21 protein-coding genes are annotated in these 15,315 nt (G+C 69.6%); 16 read left to right on the forward strand and 5 right to left on the reverse strand.

The annotated features are described in order from the left end of the window. From TSO221_RS19780 to TSO221_RS19835, 12 genes are all read left to right on the forward strand, one after another. Positions 1-939, forward strand: coding sequence for a glycosyltransferase (locus tag TSO221_RS19780; protein WP_109120234.1), 939 nt, complete (start codon positions 1-3; stop codon positions 937-939). 1 nt (position 940) lies between these two features. Beyond that, positions 941-1,879, forward strand: coding sequence for a glycosyltransferase (locus TSO221_RS19785; RefSeq protein WP_109120235.1), 939 nt, complete (start codon positions 941-943; stop codon positions 1,877-1,879). 67 nt (positions 1,880-1,946) lie between these two features. Then, positions 1,947-2,348 (forward strand): VOC family protein, encoded by a 402-nt coding sequence (locus TSO221_RS19790; protein ID WP_109120236.1) that lies wholly within the window; start codon positions 1,947-1,949, stop codon positions 2,346-2,348. Positions 2,349-2,359: 11 nt separating this feature from the next. Then, entirely contained in the window at positions 2,360-2,620 is a 261-nt protein-coding gene (locus tag TSO221_RS19795) for a DUF1272 domain-containing protein (protein ID WP_109120237.1), read from the forward strand. A gap of 98 nt (positions 2,621-2,718) precedes the next feature. Next, a complete protein-coding gene (rpmH, locus tag TSO221_RS19800; protein ID WP_109120238.1) occupies positions 2,719-2,853 on the forward strand; it encodes a 50S ribosomal protein L34 in 135 nt (44 codons plus the stop codon). Between the two features lie 7 nt (positions 2,854-2,860). After that, on the forward strand, positions 2,861-3,268 hold the full coding sequence (rnpA, locus tag TSO221_RS19805) for a ribonuclease P protein component (RefSeq protein WP_109120239.1): 408 nt from the start codon (positions 2,861-2,863) through the stop codon (positions 3,266-3,268). After that, the gene (gene yidD, locus TSO221_RS19810) at positions 3,265-3,543 is read left to right on the forward strand and encodes a membrane protein insertion efficiency factor YidD (protein WP_109120240.1); all 279 of its coding nucleotides are present in this window, start codon (positions 3,265-3,267) and stop codon (positions 3,541-3,543) included. The genes rnpA and yidD overlap by 4 nt, the downstream gene beginning before the upstream one ends. Before the next feature lie 60 nt (positions 3,544-3,603). After that, complete coding sequence (gene yidC, locus TSO221_RS19815) at positions 3,604-5,298, forward strand: membrane protein insertase YidC (RefSeq protein ID WP_109120241.1); 1,695 nt, start codon at positions 3,604-3,606, stop codon at positions 5,296-5,298. Positions 5,299-5,366: 68 nt separating this feature from the next. Next, entirely contained in the window at positions 5,367-6,035 is a 669-nt protein-coding gene (gene yihA, locus TSO221_RS19820; protein WP_109120242.1) for a ribosome biogenesis GTP-binding protein YihA/YsxC, read from the forward strand. 7 nt (positions 6,036-6,042) lie between these two features. Next, the gene (locus tag TSO221_RS19825; protein ID WP_109120243.1) at positions 6,043-7,314 is read left to right on the forward strand and encodes a cation:proton antiporter; all 1,272 of its coding nucleotides are present in this window, start codon (positions 6,043-6,045) and stop codon (positions 7,312-7,314) included. Between the two features lie 225 nt (positions 7,315-7,539). Beyond that, a complete protein-coding gene (locus TSO221_RS19830; RefSeq protein WP_146208854.1) occupies positions 7,540-8,910 on the forward strand; it encodes a hypothetical protein in 1,371 nt (456 codons plus the stop codon). Positions 8,911-8,993: 83 nt separating this feature from the next. Next, on the forward strand, positions 8,994-9,728 hold the full coding sequence (locus TSO221_RS19835) for an amino acid racemase (protein WP_109120245.1): 735 nt from the start codon (positions 8,994-8,996) through the stop codon (positions 9,726-9,728). A gap of 172 nt (positions 9,729-9,900) precedes the next feature. On the opposite strand, the gene TSO221_RS35515 is transcribed toward TSO221_RS19835, so the two are convergent. Then, the gene (locus tag TSO221_RS35515; protein ID WP_158284145.1) at positions 9,901-10,077 is read right to left on the reverse strand and encodes a hypothetical protein; all 177 of its coding nucleotides are present in this window, start codon (positions 10,075-10,077) and stop codon (positions 9,901-9,903) included. An 81-nt stretch (positions 10,078-10,158) separates the two neighbouring features. Further along, positions 10,159-10,323, reverse strand: coding sequence for a hypothetical protein (locus TSO221_RS35520; protein ID WP_158284146.1), 165 nt, complete (start codon positions 10,321-10,323; stop codon positions 10,159-10,161). Between the two features lie 145 nt (positions 10,324-10,468). Here TSO221_RS35520 and argB point away from each other — a divergent pair, with 145 nt between their 5' ends. The 3 genes from argB to TSO221_RS19850 are packed head-to-tail and all read left to right on the forward strand — an operon-like array spanning position 10,469 to position 12,691. Continuing rightward, positions 10,469-11,365: an acetylglutamate kinase gene (gene argB, locus TSO221_RS19840; protein WP_247878139.1), complete on the forward strand. Its 897-nt coding sequence runs from the start codon at positions 10,469-10,471 to the stop codon at positions 11,363-11,365. 20 nt (positions 11,366-11,385) lie between these two features. After that, on the forward strand, positions 11,386-11,700 hold the full coding sequence (locus tag TSO221_RS19845) for a hypothetical protein (RefSeq protein WP_109120246.1): 315 nt from the start codon (positions 11,386-11,388) through the stop codon (positions 11,698-11,700). Positions 11,701-11,710: 10 nt separating this feature from the next. Continuing rightward, on the forward strand, positions 11,711-12,691 hold the full coding sequence (locus tag TSO221_RS19850) for a magnesium transporter CorA family protein (RefSeq protein WP_109120247.1): 981 nt from the start codon (positions 11,711-11,713) through the stop codon (positions 12,689-12,691). A 3-nt stretch (positions 12,692-12,694) separates the two neighbouring features. On the opposite strand, the gene TSO221_RS35525 is transcribed toward TSO221_RS19850, so the two are convergent. From TSO221_RS35525 to TSO221_RS19860, 3 genes are all read right to left on the reverse strand, one after another. Next, positions 12,695-12,850 carry a hypothetical protein gene (locus tag TSO221_RS35525; RefSeq protein ID WP_158284147.1) on the reverse strand — a complete coding sequence of 52 codons (156 nt, stop codon included), beginning with the start codon at positions 12,848-12,850 and terminating at the stop codon, positions 12,695-12,697. Between the two features lie 111 nt (positions 12,851-12,961). Continuing rightward, on the reverse strand, positions 12,962-13,480 hold the full coding sequence (locus TSO221_RS19855; RefSeq protein ID WP_109120248.1) for an MAPEG family protein: 519 nt from the start codon (positions 13,478-13,480) through the stop codon (positions 12,962-12,964). Positions 13,481-13,484: 4 nt separating this feature from the next. Further along, complete coding sequence (locus TSO221_RS19860) at positions 13,485-14,441, reverse strand: acetyl-CoA carboxylase carboxyltransferase subunit alpha (RefSeq protein WP_109120249.1); 957 nt, start codon at positions 14,439-14,441, stop codon at positions 13,485-13,487. Between the two features lie 121 nt (positions 14,442-14,562). Here TSO221_RS19860 and TSO221_RS19865 point away from each other — a divergent pair, with 121 nt between their 5' ends. After that, positions 14,563-15,312, forward strand: a complete 750-nt coding sequence (locus TSO221_RS19865; protein WP_109120250.1) for a class I SAM-dependent methyltransferase — start codon at positions 14,563-14,565, stop codon at positions 15,310-15,312. Positions 15,313-15,315 lie beyond the last annotated feature (3 nt).

Consider the following 15,315-nt stretch of genomic DNA (forward strand, 5'->3'; position numbering starts at 1 on the left):
ATGCCCCACACCGCTCCGGTGGCCGCCGCCATCGTCACCTTCAACCGCCTGGCGCTTCTGCGCGCCTGCGTCGAGGCGGTGCGCGCGCAAAAGCCGCGGCCGGCGCGCATCATCGTGGTCGACAGCGGCTCGACCGACGGCACCGCCGAATGGCTGGCGGCGCAGCCCGACCTCGACGTGGTCCGGCAACGCAACTGCGGTTCGGCCGGCGCCTACCACACCGCCTTCGCCCGCGCGGTGGCGAGCGACCTGCTGTGGACCTGGGCGATGGACGACGACGGCCATCCGCAGCCGGGCGCGCTGGCCGAACTGCTGCACCAGGCCGAGGCGCACCGGCTGGACATCACCGGGGCCATGGTGGTGGCGGCGCAGGCGCCGGACGAGCTGGCCTTCCGCCTCGCCGGGCACACCCGCGCCGACGCCGCGGTGGCCGCCGCGGGGGACGGCGGGGTTCTGCTCGGCGACGTCTGCCCGTTCAACGGCACGCTGATCCACCGCCGCGTCTTCGAGGTCATCGGCAACATCAAGCGTGAGATGTTCATCTGGGGCGACGAGTGGGAGTTCGGCCTGCGCGCCCGCCGGGCCGGCATGCGCCTGGGCACCGCGGTGCACGCCCGCCACGTCCACCCGCGCGCGCAGAGCCGCCGCGTCGACCTGTTCGGCGGCTGGCTCGGCTGGGTCGAGGAGCTGCCGGAGGCGCGCGCCTCCTACTATTTCCGCAACATGGGCTACATCCACGGCCGCTACGAGGGCAAGGCGGCGGTGCCGAAGACGCTGGTCAAATACGGGCTCTACCACCTGCTGGCGCGGCGCGACCCGGCGGCGTTCCGGCGCTTCGCCGGCTGGTACCTGTCCGGCCTGCTCGACCGCTACCCCGAGGAGCTGAAGGCACCGCCGGTGCCGCTGCCGCTTCCCGGCGCGAAGCGCAGGAGCGCCTGACATGGCCACCGTCAGCGCCGTCATCGCCACCTTCAACCGGTGCGCCGAGTTGCGCACCGCGCTGACCCGCCTGCGCGGGCAGAGCCTCGCGGTGGCGGAGATCCTGGTGGTGGACGACGGCTCGACCGACGGCACCGGCGCCATGATGCGGGCGGAGTTCCCCGACGCGCGCTACGTCCGCCTGCCGGAGAACCGCGGGCTGATCTGGGCGCGCAACTTCGGCTTCGTGAACACGACGGGCGACTACGTGCTGTCGGTGGACGACGATTCCTGGTTCGTCGACGACGACGGCCTCGCCCGCGCCGTCGCCCACATGGAGGCGCACCCGGACGTGGCGGCGGCGGCCTGCAACATCACGACGCGCGACGGGCTGGTCTACCTGCCGCCAGGTGCCGCACCGTTCGAGGTGCCGTGGTACGTCGGCTGCGGCCACCTGCTGCGCCGGACGGCGGTCGAACAGACGGGGCTGTACCTTGCCGAGTTCTACCGCCAGGGCGAGGAGAAGGAGCGCTGCCTGCGCCTGTACGGCGCCGGCTGGCGGGTGATGGCGCTGCCCGACGTCATGGTCCACCACCACAAGAGCGAGAAGAACCGCGTGCCGGGGCTGGTCCGCCGCTTCGACCACCGCAACGACCTGATCCGCGAGGTCGCCCGCTGCCCGGTGCGGCTGCTGCCCTGGCGATTCGCCCGCGTGTGGGCGGGGAACAGCTGGAAGAACCTGCGGCACGGGCCGCGGACGACGGATCTGTGGGTGCTGACGAGGCTACCGGAGATTTTGCGCATCGGGCTGAAGCACCGCCGGCCGGTGGACGAGGCGGCGTACCGGCACTGGCTGCATCTGGCGGCGACCGCGGCGCCGGGGCGGGTGGGAGACGCGCCCGCGTCAGGCCCCCTCCCAACCTCCCCTCGCGAAGTAAGGGGAGGTTGGGAGGGGGCCTGACGCCTGTACTTCCCCTGAAATCTGGTTTAGCGTTCCGGTGGTTGCGCAACCACACGGCGACGCCACCATGACCGACGCCCCGCCCCTTCTGGAACTGGCGATCCGCACGCGCGACCACGATGCGTGCCTCGCCTTCTACCGGCTTCTTCTCGGCCCGGAGATCCGCTCCCTGTCCAGCACCTACGAGGACGGGCAGCCGGTCCGCATGGCGTGGTTCGCCTTGGGAGACGGCGCGCGTCTGGTCCTGGCGGACAGCCCGTTCCGGCGGCCGGCCACCCCGCAGACGGCGATCGTCTTCCTGATCCACAGCCCCGAACCCGAAGCCGTCGAGGCCCGCCTGCGCGCCGCCGGCGTGTGGCTGGAGTCCGGCACCCACACCACCGGCGCCGGCAACCGCGTGTTCATCGTCCACGATCCCGACGGCAACGAGCTGTCCGTCGGCACCCGCGGCGACCTGCCGCCCGCCTGAGGACCCGCCCCATGCTGGAACTGCGCCCCAACTGCGAGTGCTGCGACAAGGACCTGCCGCCGGAGTCGCTGGACGCCTACATCTGCTCCTTCGAGTGCACCTTCTGCGGCGGCTGCAAGGACGCGGTGCTGGACGGCCGCTGTCCGAACTGCGGCGGCGAGCTGGTCCGCCGCCCGGTGCGCCCGGCGGAAAAGCTGGCGAACAACCCGCCCGGCACCACGCGCGTGCTGAAACCGCAGGGCTGCGCGCCGCACCCCCACCCCCACGGTTGACTCTCGGGACCGTCGCCCTTATACAGCGGGGCTCGTTTTGCCTCGCCCTGGTCGCGGGGCTCGTTTTGTCCCGTGATCGATCTGACGGAGTAAGTGTCGTGAAGCGTACCTTCCAGCCGAGCAAGCTCGTGCGCAAGCGCCGCCATGGTTTCCGCGCCCGCATGGCCACGGTCGGCGGCCGCAAGGTCCTCGCCCGCCGCCGCGCCCGCGGCCGCAAGGTCCTGAGCGCCTAAGGGCCCGATGACGGCGCCGGACCTCAAGGTCGGGCGCCTGAAGAATCGGCCGGAGTTCCTGGCCGTGGCCGGGGCGCGCCGCAAGCACGTCGCTCCCGGCCTGATCCTGCAGGTGCGCCGACACGATGACCGCCAACGGCCCGCTCCCGGCGAGCCGTTGCTTCGTGTTGGCCTGACGGCGAGCCGCAAGGTCGGCAACGCCGTGAAGCGAAACCGCGCCCGCCGCCGCCTGCGCGAGGCGGCGCGGCTCCTGCTGCCCGCCAACGCGTTGCCGGGCTTCGACCTCGTCCTGGTGGCGCGCGGCGAGACGCCGGACCGCCCCTGGACCGACCTGCTGAACGACCTCACCTCCGGGCTGAAGCGCCTGGGCGTCTGGCGCAGCGAAAAAGAACCGAATCCGGAGATACGACCATGAGCCCGCTCGCCCGCGTGCTGTACGGGCTGGTCGTCGTCTACCAGTACACGCTGTCGGCGTTCATCGGCCGGCACTGCCGATTTCTTCCGACCTGTTCCAACTACGCGCTGGACGCGCTATCTAAGCACGGGGCGATCCGGGGCAGCCTGCTGGCCGGCCGGAGGATCCTGCGTTGCCATCCCTGGGGCGGTTCGGGCTACGACCCGGTGCCCGAGCCGGGGGAGGACCGCCGCACCAAGCCGCACGGGTGCGGCGGGGCGCATCACCAGCACTGAACCGTTTCGACCACCGCCGCACACCCATTCGATAGGCCCGCTGGAGATTCTCGGGGAGCCATGACCGACCAACGCAACCTCATCCTCGCGATCGCCCTGTCGATCGCCATCCTGCTGGGCTTCCAATACTTCTACGAAGGCCCGAAGGTGCAGCAGCAGCGCCAGCAGCAGGCGCAGCAGACGGAGGCGCCGGTCAACGTCCCCTCCCCCACGGCCGCCCAGCCCGAGGTGGCGAAGGACGCCGCGCAGATCCTCGCCGAGCAGGCCGGCAGCCGCATCAAGATCGACACGCCGGCGCTGCACGGCTCGATCAACCTGGTGGGCGGGCGAATCGACGACCTGAAGCTGGCCGACTACCACGCGACGCCCGACCGCGGCAGCCCGGAGATCGCGCTGCTCGCCCCGGCCGGCGCGCCCAACGCCTATTACGCCGAGTTCGGCTGGGTGCCGGAGGACCGCTCGCTGCCCGTCCCCGCCGCCGACACCATGTGGACGGCCGCCGGCCAGACGCTGGGCCCGGACAAGCCGGTGACGCTGACCTGGGACAACGGCAAGGGCCTGGTGTTCGAGCGCACCATCGCGGTGGACAAGCAGTACATGTTCACCGTCACCCAGAAGGTGCGCAACACCACCGGCGCCCCGGTGAAGCTGCTGCCCTACAGCCTCGTCTCGCGCCACGGCACGCCGCACACCGAGGGCTACTACATCCTGCACGAGGGCCCGCTGGGCGTCTTCGACGGCAAGCTGAACGAGCACAAGTACGACGACCTGAAGAAGGCCGGCACCATCAGCAAGCCGACCACCGGCGGCTGGATCGGCGTCACCGACAAGTATTGGCTGGTCTCGCTGATCCCCGACGCCAAGGCGGCGGAGACCGCGCGCTTCGTCCACACCACCGTGGGCAACCAGGACCGCTTCCAGGTCGACCTGATGGGCCAGGCGATCGAGGTGCCGGCCGGCGGTGCGGCGGAAGACACCGCCCGCCTGTTCGCCGGCGCCAAGCAGGTGCGCCTGCTGGACGCCTACGCCAAGCAGTACGACATCACCAACTTCGACCTCGCCATCGACTTCGGCTGGTTCTACTTCCTGACCAAGCCGTTCTTCTACGCGATCGACATCATCGCCGGGCTGGTCGGCAACTTCGGCGTGGCGATCCTGATCTTCACGGTGATCGTCAAGGCGGCGTTCTTCCCGCTCGCCAACAAGTCCTATCAGGCCATGAGCAAGATGAAGAAGCTCCAGCCTGAGATGACCAAGATCCGCGAGCGCTTCGAGGACGACAAGGTCCGCCAGCAGCAGGAGATGATGGCGCTCTACAAGCGCGAGAAGGTCAACCCGATGGCGGGCTGCCTGCCCATCGTGATCCAGATCCCGGTGTTCTTCGCGCTGTACAAGGTGCTGTTCGTCACCATCGAGATGCGGCACGCGCCGTTCTTCGGCTGGATCCACGACCTGTCGGCGCCCGACCCGACGACCATCTTCAACCTGTTCGGCCTGATCCCGTGGGATCCGCCGCACATGCTGATGCTGGGCATCTGGCCGCTCATCATGGGCGTCACCATGTGGTTCCAGCAGAAGCTGAACCCGGCCCCGCCCGACCCGGTGCAGGCCAAGATGTTCCAGTTCCTGCCGATCGTCTTCACCTTCATGCTGGCCAGCTTCCCGGCCGGTCTGGTGATCTACTGGGCCTGGAACAACACGCTGTCCATCGCCCAGCAGTGGCTGATCATGCGCAAGGCCGGCGTGAAGGCCTGACGCACGAGCACCTCCCTGAAGCCCTTCTCCTCGCACGGGGGGAAGGGCTTTTGCTATCTGGTGGCCCCATGACCGACACCGAACCGAAATCCCCCTCCCTCACCGGCAACCTCAGCGACGCGGAGGTCGAGGCCGGGCGGCTGCTGTTCGCGCAGGCCTGCGACTTCGTCTGGGGCGCCGACGCGCTGTCCCAGCTGCCCGAGGCGACGCTGCCGGAGGTCGCCTTCGCCGGCCGCTCCAACGTCGGCAAGTCCAGCCTGATCAACGCGCTGACCGGGCGCAGGACGCTGGCCCGCACCTCCAACACGCCGGGGCGCACGCAGCAACTCAACTTCTTCGACCTCGGCGGCCGGCTGCGGCTGGTCGACATGCCCGGCTACGGCTACGCCAAGGAGGCCAAGGACAAGGTCGAGGCGTGGAACACGCTGGTGCGCCGATTCCTCAAGGGACGCGTGGTGCTGCGCCGGGCGCTGGTGCTGATCGACTCCCGGCACGGGCTGAAGCCCAACGACCAGGAGATCCTCACCATGCTGGATCAGGCCGCCGTGCCCTACCAGATCGTGCTGACCAAGGCCGACAAGGTGAAGCCGCAGGCGCTGGAGAACATCCGCATCCAGACCCTCGCCGCGCTGAAGAAGCACCCCGCCGCCTTCCCGGAGGTGCACGTCACCAGCTCCGACAAGGGCCTGGGCATCGCCGAGCTGCGCGCCAGCCTCGCCAAGCTGACCGAATACTGACCCGGCCATGCGCGTCGAGGTCACGCCGGCCCTGCTCTTCCTGGTGCAGGCGATCCTGCTGATCGCGGTGCCGTTCCTGCTGTGGCGCCTCAGCGGCATCCGCCGGGTGGCGCCGATGGTGGTGATCCAGATCCTGTTCGGCGTGGCGCTCGGCCCCTCGCTGCTCGGGTGGGTGGCCCCGAACCTATGGGAAGCGCTGTTCGCGCCGAAGATCCTGGCGCCGCTGTCCGGCCTGTCCTGGCTGGCGGTGGTGCTGTTCGCCTTCCTGACCGGCCTGCACCTGGACGTCACCGAGTTCCGCGGCAAAAGCCGCGCCTTCGTGGCGGTCAGCCTGTCCAGCCTCGTGGTGCCGACGCTGCTCGGCACGGGCCTGGGCTGGTGGATCGCCGGCGCGCTGCCGGGCATGGCCGGTCCCGCCGCCTCGCCCGCATTGTTCGCCGTCGGCTTCGGCGTCTGCCTGGGCGTCACCGCGCTGCCGGTGCTGGGCGCCATCCTGCGCGAGATGGGGCTGATCGAGCAGCGCGTCGGCCGTCTGGCGCTCGGCTACGCGGCGGTCAACGACGCGGCGCTGTGGGTGCTGGTGACGGCGGTGCTGGCCTGGGCCTCGGGCCGCGGCGGCGAGGAGGTGACCTGGGTGCTGGCGCTCGGCGCCGGCTACCTCGCGGTCTCCGCCTTCGTCGCCAAGCCGCTGCTGGAGCGCCTGTTCGCCCGCGTCGCGCCGGGCGACGAGGTGGGCGACACCGCCATCGTGCTGACCTGCGCCGGCCTGCTGGCGTCCGCCGCGGTGACCGAGGCCATCGGCCTGCACTACATCCTGGGCGCCTTCGTCGCCGGCACGGTGATGCCGAAGCGCCTCGCCGCCGCCGTCCTCGACCGGCTGGAGCATTTCGCCACGCTGGTGCTGCTGCCCTTCTTCTTCACGCTGACCGGGCTGAAGGTGACGCTCGACCTGTCGGAGCCGGCGCAATGGACGGTGTTCGCGCTGGCCACCCTGGTCACCATCGCCGGCAAGCTGCTGGGCACCGCGCTGCCGGCCCGGCTGTCCGGCGAGAGCTGGGGCGATTCCTGGCGGCTCGGCGCGCTGATGCCATGCAAGGGGCTGATGGAGGTCATCGTGCTGACCATCCTGCTGGACGCGCGGGTGCTGTCGGTCGGCGCCTTCTCCGCCCTGGTGCTGATGGCCATCGCCACCACCGCGCTGACCCAGCCGATGACGCTGCTCGCCGGGAGAGGCGCAGAAGCGAACAGGAATCTGGGGTTGGAGCGCCGGAACGGTTAAGATCCTCTCCCAATGTAATATGCAATAACTCCTTACGGAATAGCAGATTCCGCACTTTAGACAAAAAACAATCCTTCGAAATTTCCGTGTAAGATATTTCACAGCTGAAGCATACTTGAGTATGACTTCAAGCACGTTCACGTTCTATAAATAAGTTTCACACACGATACCCCCCATGAGCCGTGCCGTCTGCGATGAATATTTGCGGATCATGGGATCGAAATCATGTCGCGCGCACCATCTCCCGCTTCAGGGCTTCCACGCAGTGCAGCCTCCGAACCCCCGGCGAACGCCGGCCAGGACGCCCCGCTTGACGGTGTCGACTTCCGCCAGAAGGCGCGGCAGATCCTGCAGACGCAATCGTCCGTCGCCGCCGGCGTCGTGCATCTGCTCGGTCTCGACCAGCTCCAGGAGGCGATCGGCGAGAAGTGGCCGCTGATCAGCGAACGGGTCCACGATCTGGCAGCCCGCATGTTGAAGAAGCACCTCGGCCCGAACGACGCCTGGATCAAGTACGACAACGCGAACTACCTGATCGTCTTCTCGGGTCGGGACAAGGCCGCCGCACAGCTGATCTGCGGGAAGGTGAAGGCGGAGCTGCACGAACTTCTGCTCGGACGCAGCGAGACCGGCACGATCACGGTCAAGACGGCGACGATCGACCTGGATGGACAGGTTCTTGTCGAAACGCAGCGCCTGGGCGACCTGCTCGAAGCGTTCGCCACGCAAGCGTCCGCCGCCACCGCGTGCACGGGATGCGACCACCGGGGCGACGATGCGGAGCCTCCGTGCATCGACACGGCCCAGACACTGGCGCAGAAGCTCGGCATCACCGGAAAGGCCGAGCTGGAATTCATGTATCGGCCGGTGTGGGACGCCTACGCGCAGGTGATCTCCACCTACGTCTGCGAGGCATTCCTGGTGCGGCCCGGCTTCAGCAGGGTGCGCGGGTATGACGTCCTCTACGACCAGGAAAATTACGATGACATTCTCGATCTCGATGTGAAGACGTATTCCGAGGCAATCGCGACCTACAACGATTTGTTCCAGAACCGTTTCCGTTTCGTGCTGACCATTCCCGTGCATTTCGAGACGCTGGCCAACACGAAGCGCCGGCGCGAATATTGGCAGCTCTTCCGCATCACGCCAAAGTACCTGATCCCCTTCCTCGCCTTCGAGCTGGTCGGCCTCCCGCCGAAGATCCCCTTCGGCCGGCTGAGCGAGATCGTGAACGTCCTGCGGACGTGTTGCCGGACCGTGATCGCGCGGACCGGAAGCGAGTTGCCCGACCTGCCGACCTACGTGCAGGGCGGCGTCAAGGCCGCGGGGCTGGACGTCTGCGCCCACGCCGACGATGGCAAGATGCGGCAGGACATCGAACGGTTCGGCGCGGCGTGCCGGAGGGCCGGAATCGTGCCCTACGCCGACGGGGTGCGCAGCCCATGGATGCTGGAGGCCACGGACAAGGCGGCGTTCAAGTACTTGGCCGGCCCCCTGATCGGCGAGGCCGAACCGTTTCCCCAGCATATGGCGCGCTGCTCGGATAAGGAGATCCTGATGCGCGCACGGGTCAAGGCTCGGCACCGGGTCGCCTGACCCGGCGCGGCGCTGCTCGCCGGACGCTGGACGGGCGGCGCCGAACCCGCCATCCTCCCCGCCCACCACTGGGGAGAGACGCCATGACGAAGCCCAACACCCGTCCGTTGCCGCAGCCGACCATCGGCGTGCTGGGCGGCATGAGCAACCAGGCGACGGGCGAGTACTACCGCCTGCTGAACGACGGGCTGAACCGCCGCCTGGGCGGCTGGGACAACGGCGAGATCGTCATCGTCAGCGTCAACTTCGGCAACATCGAGCACTTCGTCCGCAACGACGCCTGGGACGAGGCTCACCGTTACCTCTCCGGCAAGGTGGACGCTCTGGAACGCGCCGGGACGGACGTGATCCTCTGCGTGTCGAACACGCTGCACCGCGTGGTCGAGCCGATCATGGCGGGCCGCGCCACGCCCTTCATCCACATCGCCGCCCCGACCGGCGAGGCGATCCGCCGCGCCGGACTGTCGCGCATCGGCCTGCTGGGCACGATGCCGACCATGCGCTCGGACTACCTGCGCAATTGGCTGACCGAGCGCTATGGCATCGAGGTGCTGGTGCCGCCGCCCGCCGACATGGATGTCGTCGACCGCATCATCTTCGACGAGCTGGTGCGCCGCGACCTGCGGGACTCGTCGAAGGCCGAGTACCTGCGCATCATCGACGGCCTCAGGGCGCAGGGGGCCGAGGGCGTCATCCTCGGCTGCACGGAGATCTTCCTGCTGGTGCAGCAGGCCGACCGGCCGGAGTTCCCGATGTTCAACACCACCGAGCTGCACGCCGCGGCGGTGGTGGAGTTCGCGCTGGAACGGATGAGGTGAGCGATCCGCGCCCGTGGCAACCCGGAACACGGATTTCACGGATTGAAGCACGGATTGCACGGATGCCGGCGACTGTGTGCTGTCGCGGCGGGGTGGACGGAAAATCCGTGTCGAAATCCGTGAAATCCGTGTTCCGGGTTGTCCCCGGCGCCACGGCCCGGCCAGATGCCGATCAGGCGTCGGTGAACAGGGGTTCCTCACCAATGCCGCCCGGCCAGCGGGCCATGCAGACGCTCACCAGATCCGTGTCGCGGCGGCGCGCGGGCGTCGCGTCGATGGCGCCCGCGGCGCCTTCGGTCTCGGCGGTGCACGCGACGGCGTCGTAGAGGGAGCGGTCCTGCATCGTCATGTCTCCTGGGGCGCGTGGAAGGGGTGACGGCTCCATGCTGCCGGCCCGCGCCCCGCGAGTCAATACTAGTATATCACTTCGTCAACTCGGGCTGTCGATCCCCGTCTCCTCCACGGGTCCGGGCCCTGGTTTCTTCGCGCTCCCCGGCCCCAGCTTCTCGCCGGTCTGCGGCGGGCGCTCGTCGCGCTCCTGCTTGAAGGCGTCGGTGAAAGGGGTGCGGGGCTCGGGCATCCGGCGGTCGGTCATGGCAAGCGTCCCAGTCCTGATCGGCATCCTTGGTCAGAAGGGCCAACCGTACGCCGCACGGCCGGTTCCCGCAAAAGGCGCTAGGCAGCGCGGCGCGGTTCCGATAAAGAGTCCGGCAACGTCCAACCCCATCGATGGCACCGCCGTGACGAACGACCGCGAAGAGTGGCTGGGCAAGGCCCGCACCCTGTCCGAAGCGCTCCCCTACATGCGCCGCTACGCCGGGCGCACCTTCGTCATCAAGTACGGCGGCCACGCCATGGGTGACGAGCACCTGGCCGAGCTGTTCGCCCGCGACATCGTGCTGCTGAAGCAGGTTGGCATCAACCCGGTGGTGGTGCACGGCGGCGGGCCGCAGATCGGCGAGATGCTGAAGCGCCTGCAGATCAAGTCGGAGTTCATCGACGGCCTGCGCGTCACCGACAAGGAGACGGTCGAGGTGGTCGAGATGGTGCTGTCCGGCTCCATCAACAAGCAGATCGTCACTGCCATCTCCAAGGCCGGCGGCCGCGCCGTCGGCGTGTCGGGCAAGGACGGCCAGCTGATCATCGCGCGCAAGCTGCGCCGCACCCAGCGGGACCCGGACAGCAACATCGAGAAGGTGCTGGACCTCGGCTTCGTCGGCGAGCCCCACCAGGTCAACCCGCAGATCCTCGAAGGGCTGCTGGCCGCCGACATCATCCCGGTGGTCGCCCCGGTGGGCGTCGACCGCCAGGGCGACACCTACAACATCAACGCCGACACCTCGGCCGGCGCCATCGCCGGTGCCTTGGGTGCGACGCGGTTCTTCCTGCTGACCGACGTGGCCGGCGTGCTGGACAAGGACAAGAACCTCATCCCGCGCCTGTCGCTGGAGGAGGCCCGCAACGCCATCGCCGACGGCACCGCCACCGGCGGCATGATCCCGAAGATCGAGACCTGCATCGAGGCGGTGGAACAAGGCGTCGATGCCGCCGTCATCCTCGACGGCCGCGTGCCGCACGCGCTGCTGCTGGAGATCTTCACCGAGGGCGGCGCCGGCACGCTGATCGGGCGGGAATAACCGCCCGGGGAGGCTACCCCATGTCCGACGAGTCCGCGGATCTGCGCAAGGAGCTGCTGCGCCGCATGGCGGCGCTGCGGCAGACCATCGACCCCAAGGTGCTGAACCGCGCCAAGCTGGCGACGTTCGGCAAGGTCCCCTACGACCAGGAGACCGCCAAGCAGGCGGTCTCCCAGTTCCTGGACCAGCGCGACGACGGCGGCGCCTTCCGCCGCAAGCTCGAGCAGGCGCTCAAGCAGGAGGGCGCCGCGCTCGACCTGGAGTCCGGCAAGGACGCGGCTCCCAAGGCGGAGTCGCACCCGCTGAAGCCCCGCCGAATCGGCCGCATCGTCTGAGCCGCCGGCCATGATGCACGTCTTCGTCAACGACGGCGGCATCCTGCGCTGGGCCAAGGGCGCCGGTGCCCACGGCGCGCCGCTGCCGGCGGAGACGGCATGGCTCGACCTCGTGACGCCGACGCACGAGGAACAGGCGCAGGGCGAGACGGCGATGGGCCTGGCCCTGCCGACCCGCGAGCAGATCGCCGAGATCGAGGAGTCGAGCCGCCTGCGCCGCGCCAGCGGCGCCGTGCACATGACCGTGCTGGTCCTGGCGCTGGCCGAGACGGAGGCGCCGCGCCTCACCCCGGTGCGCTTCGTGGTGGCCGGCGGGCGGCTCGCCACCATCCACTACATGGACGCGCAGCCGTTCCTGACCTTCCGCCGCCGCACGGTGCGTCAGGGCTACGGCGGCACCAGCCCCGACGCCATCCTGGTGGCGCTGCTGGAGGCGGTGGTCGAGCGCACCGCCGGCGTCCTGCGCCGCACCGGCGCCGAGCTGGACTCGCTGAGCAGCCGCGCCTTCCGCCGCTTCGACCCGGGCACCGCGGAGACCGACGACACCCGCACGCTGAAGGCGCTGGGGCAGTGCGGCCATGTGCTGGCCAAGGCCCGCGAGAGCCTGGTCAGCCTGCGCCGCATGCTCGACTTCCTGATGCGCGGCGAGGGCGACGTGGCGCTGCGCAAGGCGGCGCGGCGCTGGGCGCGCGGCATCCTGCAGGACGTGGACGGGCTGGACCAGTACGCGCGCTTCCTGTCCAGCAAGGTCGGCCTGCTGCTGGACAGCACGCTGGGCCGCATCACGGTGGGGCAGAACGACATCGTCAAGCTGGTCAGCGTGCTGACCGTCATCCTGTTCCCGCCGCTGCTGGTCAGCAGCTTCTTCGGCATGAACTTCGACGTGATGCCGGAGACGGACAGGGTCTTCGGCTACCCGATGGCCGTGGCGCTGATGCTGATCTCGGCCGTGCTGCCGGTCTGGTACTTCAAGCGGCGAGGGTGGCTGTAGGCCTCAAGCCGGAGCCCCGGCTGGCGGCGTTTCCTTGCGTGCCAGCGCGAGCACCAACGCCGATGCCGACGCCCCGATCTGCAACGCCGCCGGAGCGGTGGTCACGCCGTACACGACCACCAGAACGCCGCCCAGCAATGCCAGAATCAGCTTCGACACGCAGAAACCCAGTTTGCGGTATTTCTGCGGATGACCGGCGCTGTCGTAATGGCCGGCAAAGAAGATAGGTCACGCGATCGTATGCGTCAATGGCACAACCGACGCGCGTCCTCACACCGCCAGCAGCACCGCCCAGCCCAGCACGATCAGGTTGACCGTGAAGGTCATCGCCATGCCCGGCGCGCGGGCGTAGGGATGCACGGCGTACCCCGCCCAGAACAGCAGCCGCCCCGCCACGAACAGCGCCGTCGCCAGCGACGGCACGCCCAGGCTGGCGACCGGCAGCAGGGTGCTCAGCGCCGTCAGCGCCGGCAAGAAGACCAGCGTCTGCTCGACGGTGTTCGACAGCGCCCGCTGCGCCACGCGGTAGGCGCGGCTCTCGGTGTCCTCGATCGGGTTGAAGGCCTGGGTGCGGCCACGCACCGCCATCACGCCGACCACCATGGCGAACAGCACCAGCGCCGGCCACAATGACAGCCGCGCCGCCAGCGCCAGCCGCGCCTGCAGGGCGACGACGCCCTCCGGCGCCGCGATCAGCGGCGCCAGCAGGACGAACAGGGCGACGGTGACCGCCGCCGAGGCGAGGTTGACGCCGGCCGCCGTGGCGATGAGGCGCTTCCCCGCCGCCATGGCGTCAGCCCAGCCCCTTCTGGCCCATCTCCAGGAACTTCTCGCGGCGGCGGCGGCGCAGCGTGGCGGCGTCCTGGCCGTCCAGCTCGCGCAGCGACTCCTCGATGGCGTCGCCCAGCGCGGTCACCGTCTCGTCCGGCGCGCGGTGGGCGCCGCCGATCGGCTCCTGCACCACGCGGTCGATGACGCCCAGCTCCTTGAGGTCCTGGCTGGTCAGGCGCAGCGCGGTCGCCGCCTCGCCGGCCATGTCGGAGCTGCGCCAGAGGATCGACGCGCAGCCCTCCGGCGAGATCACCGAGTAGATGGCGTGCTCCAGCATCAGCACGCGGTCGGCCGTCGCGATGGCGATGGCGCCGCCCGAACCGCCCTCGCCGATCACCGCGCTGACCAGCGGCACGCCGATGCGCAGGCAGGTCTCGATGCTCTTGGCGATGGCCTCGGCCTGGCCGCGCTCCTCGGCCTGGACGCCGGGGAAGGCGCCGGCAGTGTCGACCAGCGAGACCACCGGCAGGCTGAAGCGCTCGGCCATCTGCATCAGGCGCTGCGCCTTGCGGTAGCCCTCGGGCTTGGCCATGCCGAAGTTGTGGCGCACGCGCGACTCGGTGTCGTGGCCCTTCTCCTGGCCGATCACCACGACGGACCGGCCGCGGAAGCGGCCCAGGCCGCCGACCACCGCGGCGTCCTCGGCGAAGTGGCGGTCGCCGGCCAGCGGCGTGAAGTCCTCGATCAGGCCCTCCACGTAGTCCAGGCAGTGCGGCCGGCTCGGATGGCGCGCCACCTGCACCTTCTGCGCCGCGGTCAGCTTGGCGTAGGTCGAGCGCAGCAGCTTGTCGACCTTGACCTGAAGCTTGCCGACCTCGTCGGCGATGTTCAGCTCGCCGGCGTCGGTCAGGTGCCGCAGTTCCTCGATCTTGCCTTCGAGTTCGGCGATCGGCTTTTCGAATTCCAGAAAGGTCTGCATGTCGGGGGATTTCGCGGGGTCTGCTCGGGACCGGGCTACCTACCACGCGCCGCACCGCAGCGCCATAGCCTAGAACGCCGCTCCGTTGCTACCATGGCGCCCCGCAACGGAAGGCCCCGCGATGACCAGCGCGTTCAAGGACCATTTCTCCGGCCACGCCGGCGACTACCGCGCCTTCCGCCCGCTGTACCCGGCGGCGCTGGTGGATGTGCTGGCCGACGCCGCCCCCGGCCGCGGCCTCGCCTGGGACGCCGGCTGCGGCAACGGGCAGCTGTCGGGCGACCTGGCGGCCCGTTTCACCCGCGTCGTCGCCACCGACGCCAGCTCCACGCAGATCGCTCAAGCCGTGCCGCACGACGCCGTCGAGTACCGCGTCGCCCCGGCCGAGCACAGCGGCCTGCCCAACGCCTGCGCCCACCTGATCGTCGCCGCCCAGGCGGCGCACTGGTTCGACCTGCCGGCCTTCTACGCCGAGGCGAAGCGCGTCGCCCGCCCCGGCGCCGCGCTCGCCCTGGTCAGTTACGGCGTGCTGGAGGCGGACGGCGAGGTCGGCGCCCTGCTGCGCACCTTCCACGACGACACCATCGGCCGCTGGTGGCCGCCGGAGCGGGCGCACGTCGACAACGGCTACCGCTCCCTGCCCTTCCCGGTGCCGGAGCGCCCGGTGCCGCCGCTCGCCATGGAGATGCCGTGGACCCTGGCGCAGGTGGTCGGCTACCTGGGCACCTGGTCGGCGGTGAAGGCGGCGCTCAAGGCGACCGGAGCCAACCCGCTGGATGGCTTCGTGCCGGAGCTGGCGGCGGCGTGGGGCGACCCGGACGCGCCGCGCGCCATCCGCTGGCCGCTGGCGGTACGCCTGGGCAATCTCTAGCGA

This window comes from Azospirillum sp. TSO22-1, assembly GCF_003116015.1.
In the GTDB taxonomy this organism is placed as follows: Bacteria; Pseudomonadota; Alphaproteobacteria; order Azospirillales; family Azospirillaceae; genus Azospirillum.

Excerpts from the sequence above, each read along its gene's own strand:
- TSO221_RS19785 (WP_109120235.1), top strand. The coding sequence starts at position 941 with ATGGCCACCGTCAGCGCCGTCATCGCCACCTTCAACCGGTGCGCCGAG.
- TSO221_RS35515 (WP_158284145.1), bottom strand. The coding sequence starts at position 10,077 with ATGACGATGCAGGACCGCTCCCTCTACGACGCCGTCGCGTGCACCGCC.
- rnpA (WP_109120239.1), top strand. The coding sequence starts at position 2,861 with ATGACGGCGCCGGACCTCAAGGTCGGGCGCCTGAAGAATCGGCCGGAG.
- TSO221_RS19830 (WP_146208854.1), top strand. The coding sequence starts at position 7,540 with ATGTCGCGCGCACCATCTCCCGCTTCAGGGCTTCCACGCAGTGCAGCC.
- TSO221_RS19855 (WP_109120248.1), bottom strand. The coding sequence starts at position 13,480 with ATGGCGGCGGGGAAGCGCCTCATCGCCACGGCGGCCGGCGTCAACCTC.
- yidC (WP_109120241.1), top strand. The coding sequence starts at position 3,604 with ATGACCGACCAACGCAACCTCATCCTCGCGATCGCCCTGTCGATCGCC.
- TSO221_RS19835 (WP_109120245.1), top strand. The coding sequence starts at position 8,994 with ATGACGAAGCCCAACACCCGTCCGTTGCCGCAGCCGACCATCGGCGTG.
- TSO221_RS19860 (WP_109120249.1), bottom strand. The coding sequence starts at position 14,441 with ATGCAGACCTTTCTGGAATTCGAAAAGCCGATCGCCGAACTCGAAGGC.
- yidD (WP_109120240.1), top strand. The coding sequence starts at position 3,265 with ATGAGCCCGCTCGCCCGCGTGCTGTACGGGCTGGTCGTCGTCTACCAG.
- TSO221_RS35520 (WP_158284146.1), bottom strand. The coding sequence starts at position 10,323 with ATGACCGACCGCCGGATGCCCGAGCCCCGCACCCCTTTCACCGACGCC.
- TSO221_RS19780 (WP_109120234.1), top strand. The coding sequence starts at position 1 with ATGCCCCACACCGCTCCGGTGGCCGCCGCCATCGTCACCTTCAACCGC.
- TSO221_RS19845 (WP_109120246.1), top strand. The coding sequence starts at position 11,386 with ATGTCCGACGAGTCCGCGGATCTGCGCAAGGAGCTGCTGCGCCGCATG.
- TSO221_RS19850 (WP_109120247.1), top strand. The coding sequence starts at position 11,711 with ATGATGCACGTCTTCGTCAACGACGGCGGCATCCTGCGCTGGGCCAAG.
- TSO221_RS19790 (WP_109120236.1), top strand. The coding sequence starts at position 1,947 with ATGACCGACGCCCCGCCCCTTCTGGAACTGGCGATCCGCACGCGCGAC.
- yihA (WP_109120242.1), top strand. The coding sequence starts at position 5,367 with ATGACCGACACCGAACCGAAATCCCCCTCCCTCACCGGCAACCTCAGC.
- TSO221_RS19795 (WP_109120237.1), top strand. The coding sequence starts at position 2,360 with ATGCTGGAACTGCGCCCCAACTGCGAGTGCTGCGACAAGGACCTGCCG.
- TSO221_RS19865 (WP_109120250.1), top strand. The coding sequence starts at position 14,563 with ATGACCAGCGCGTTCAAGGACCATTTCTCCGGCCACGCCGGCGACTAC.
- TSO221_RS19825 (WP_109120243.1), top strand. The coding sequence starts at position 6,043 with ATGCGCGTCGAGGTCACGCCGGCCCTGCTCTTCCTGGTGCAGGCGATC.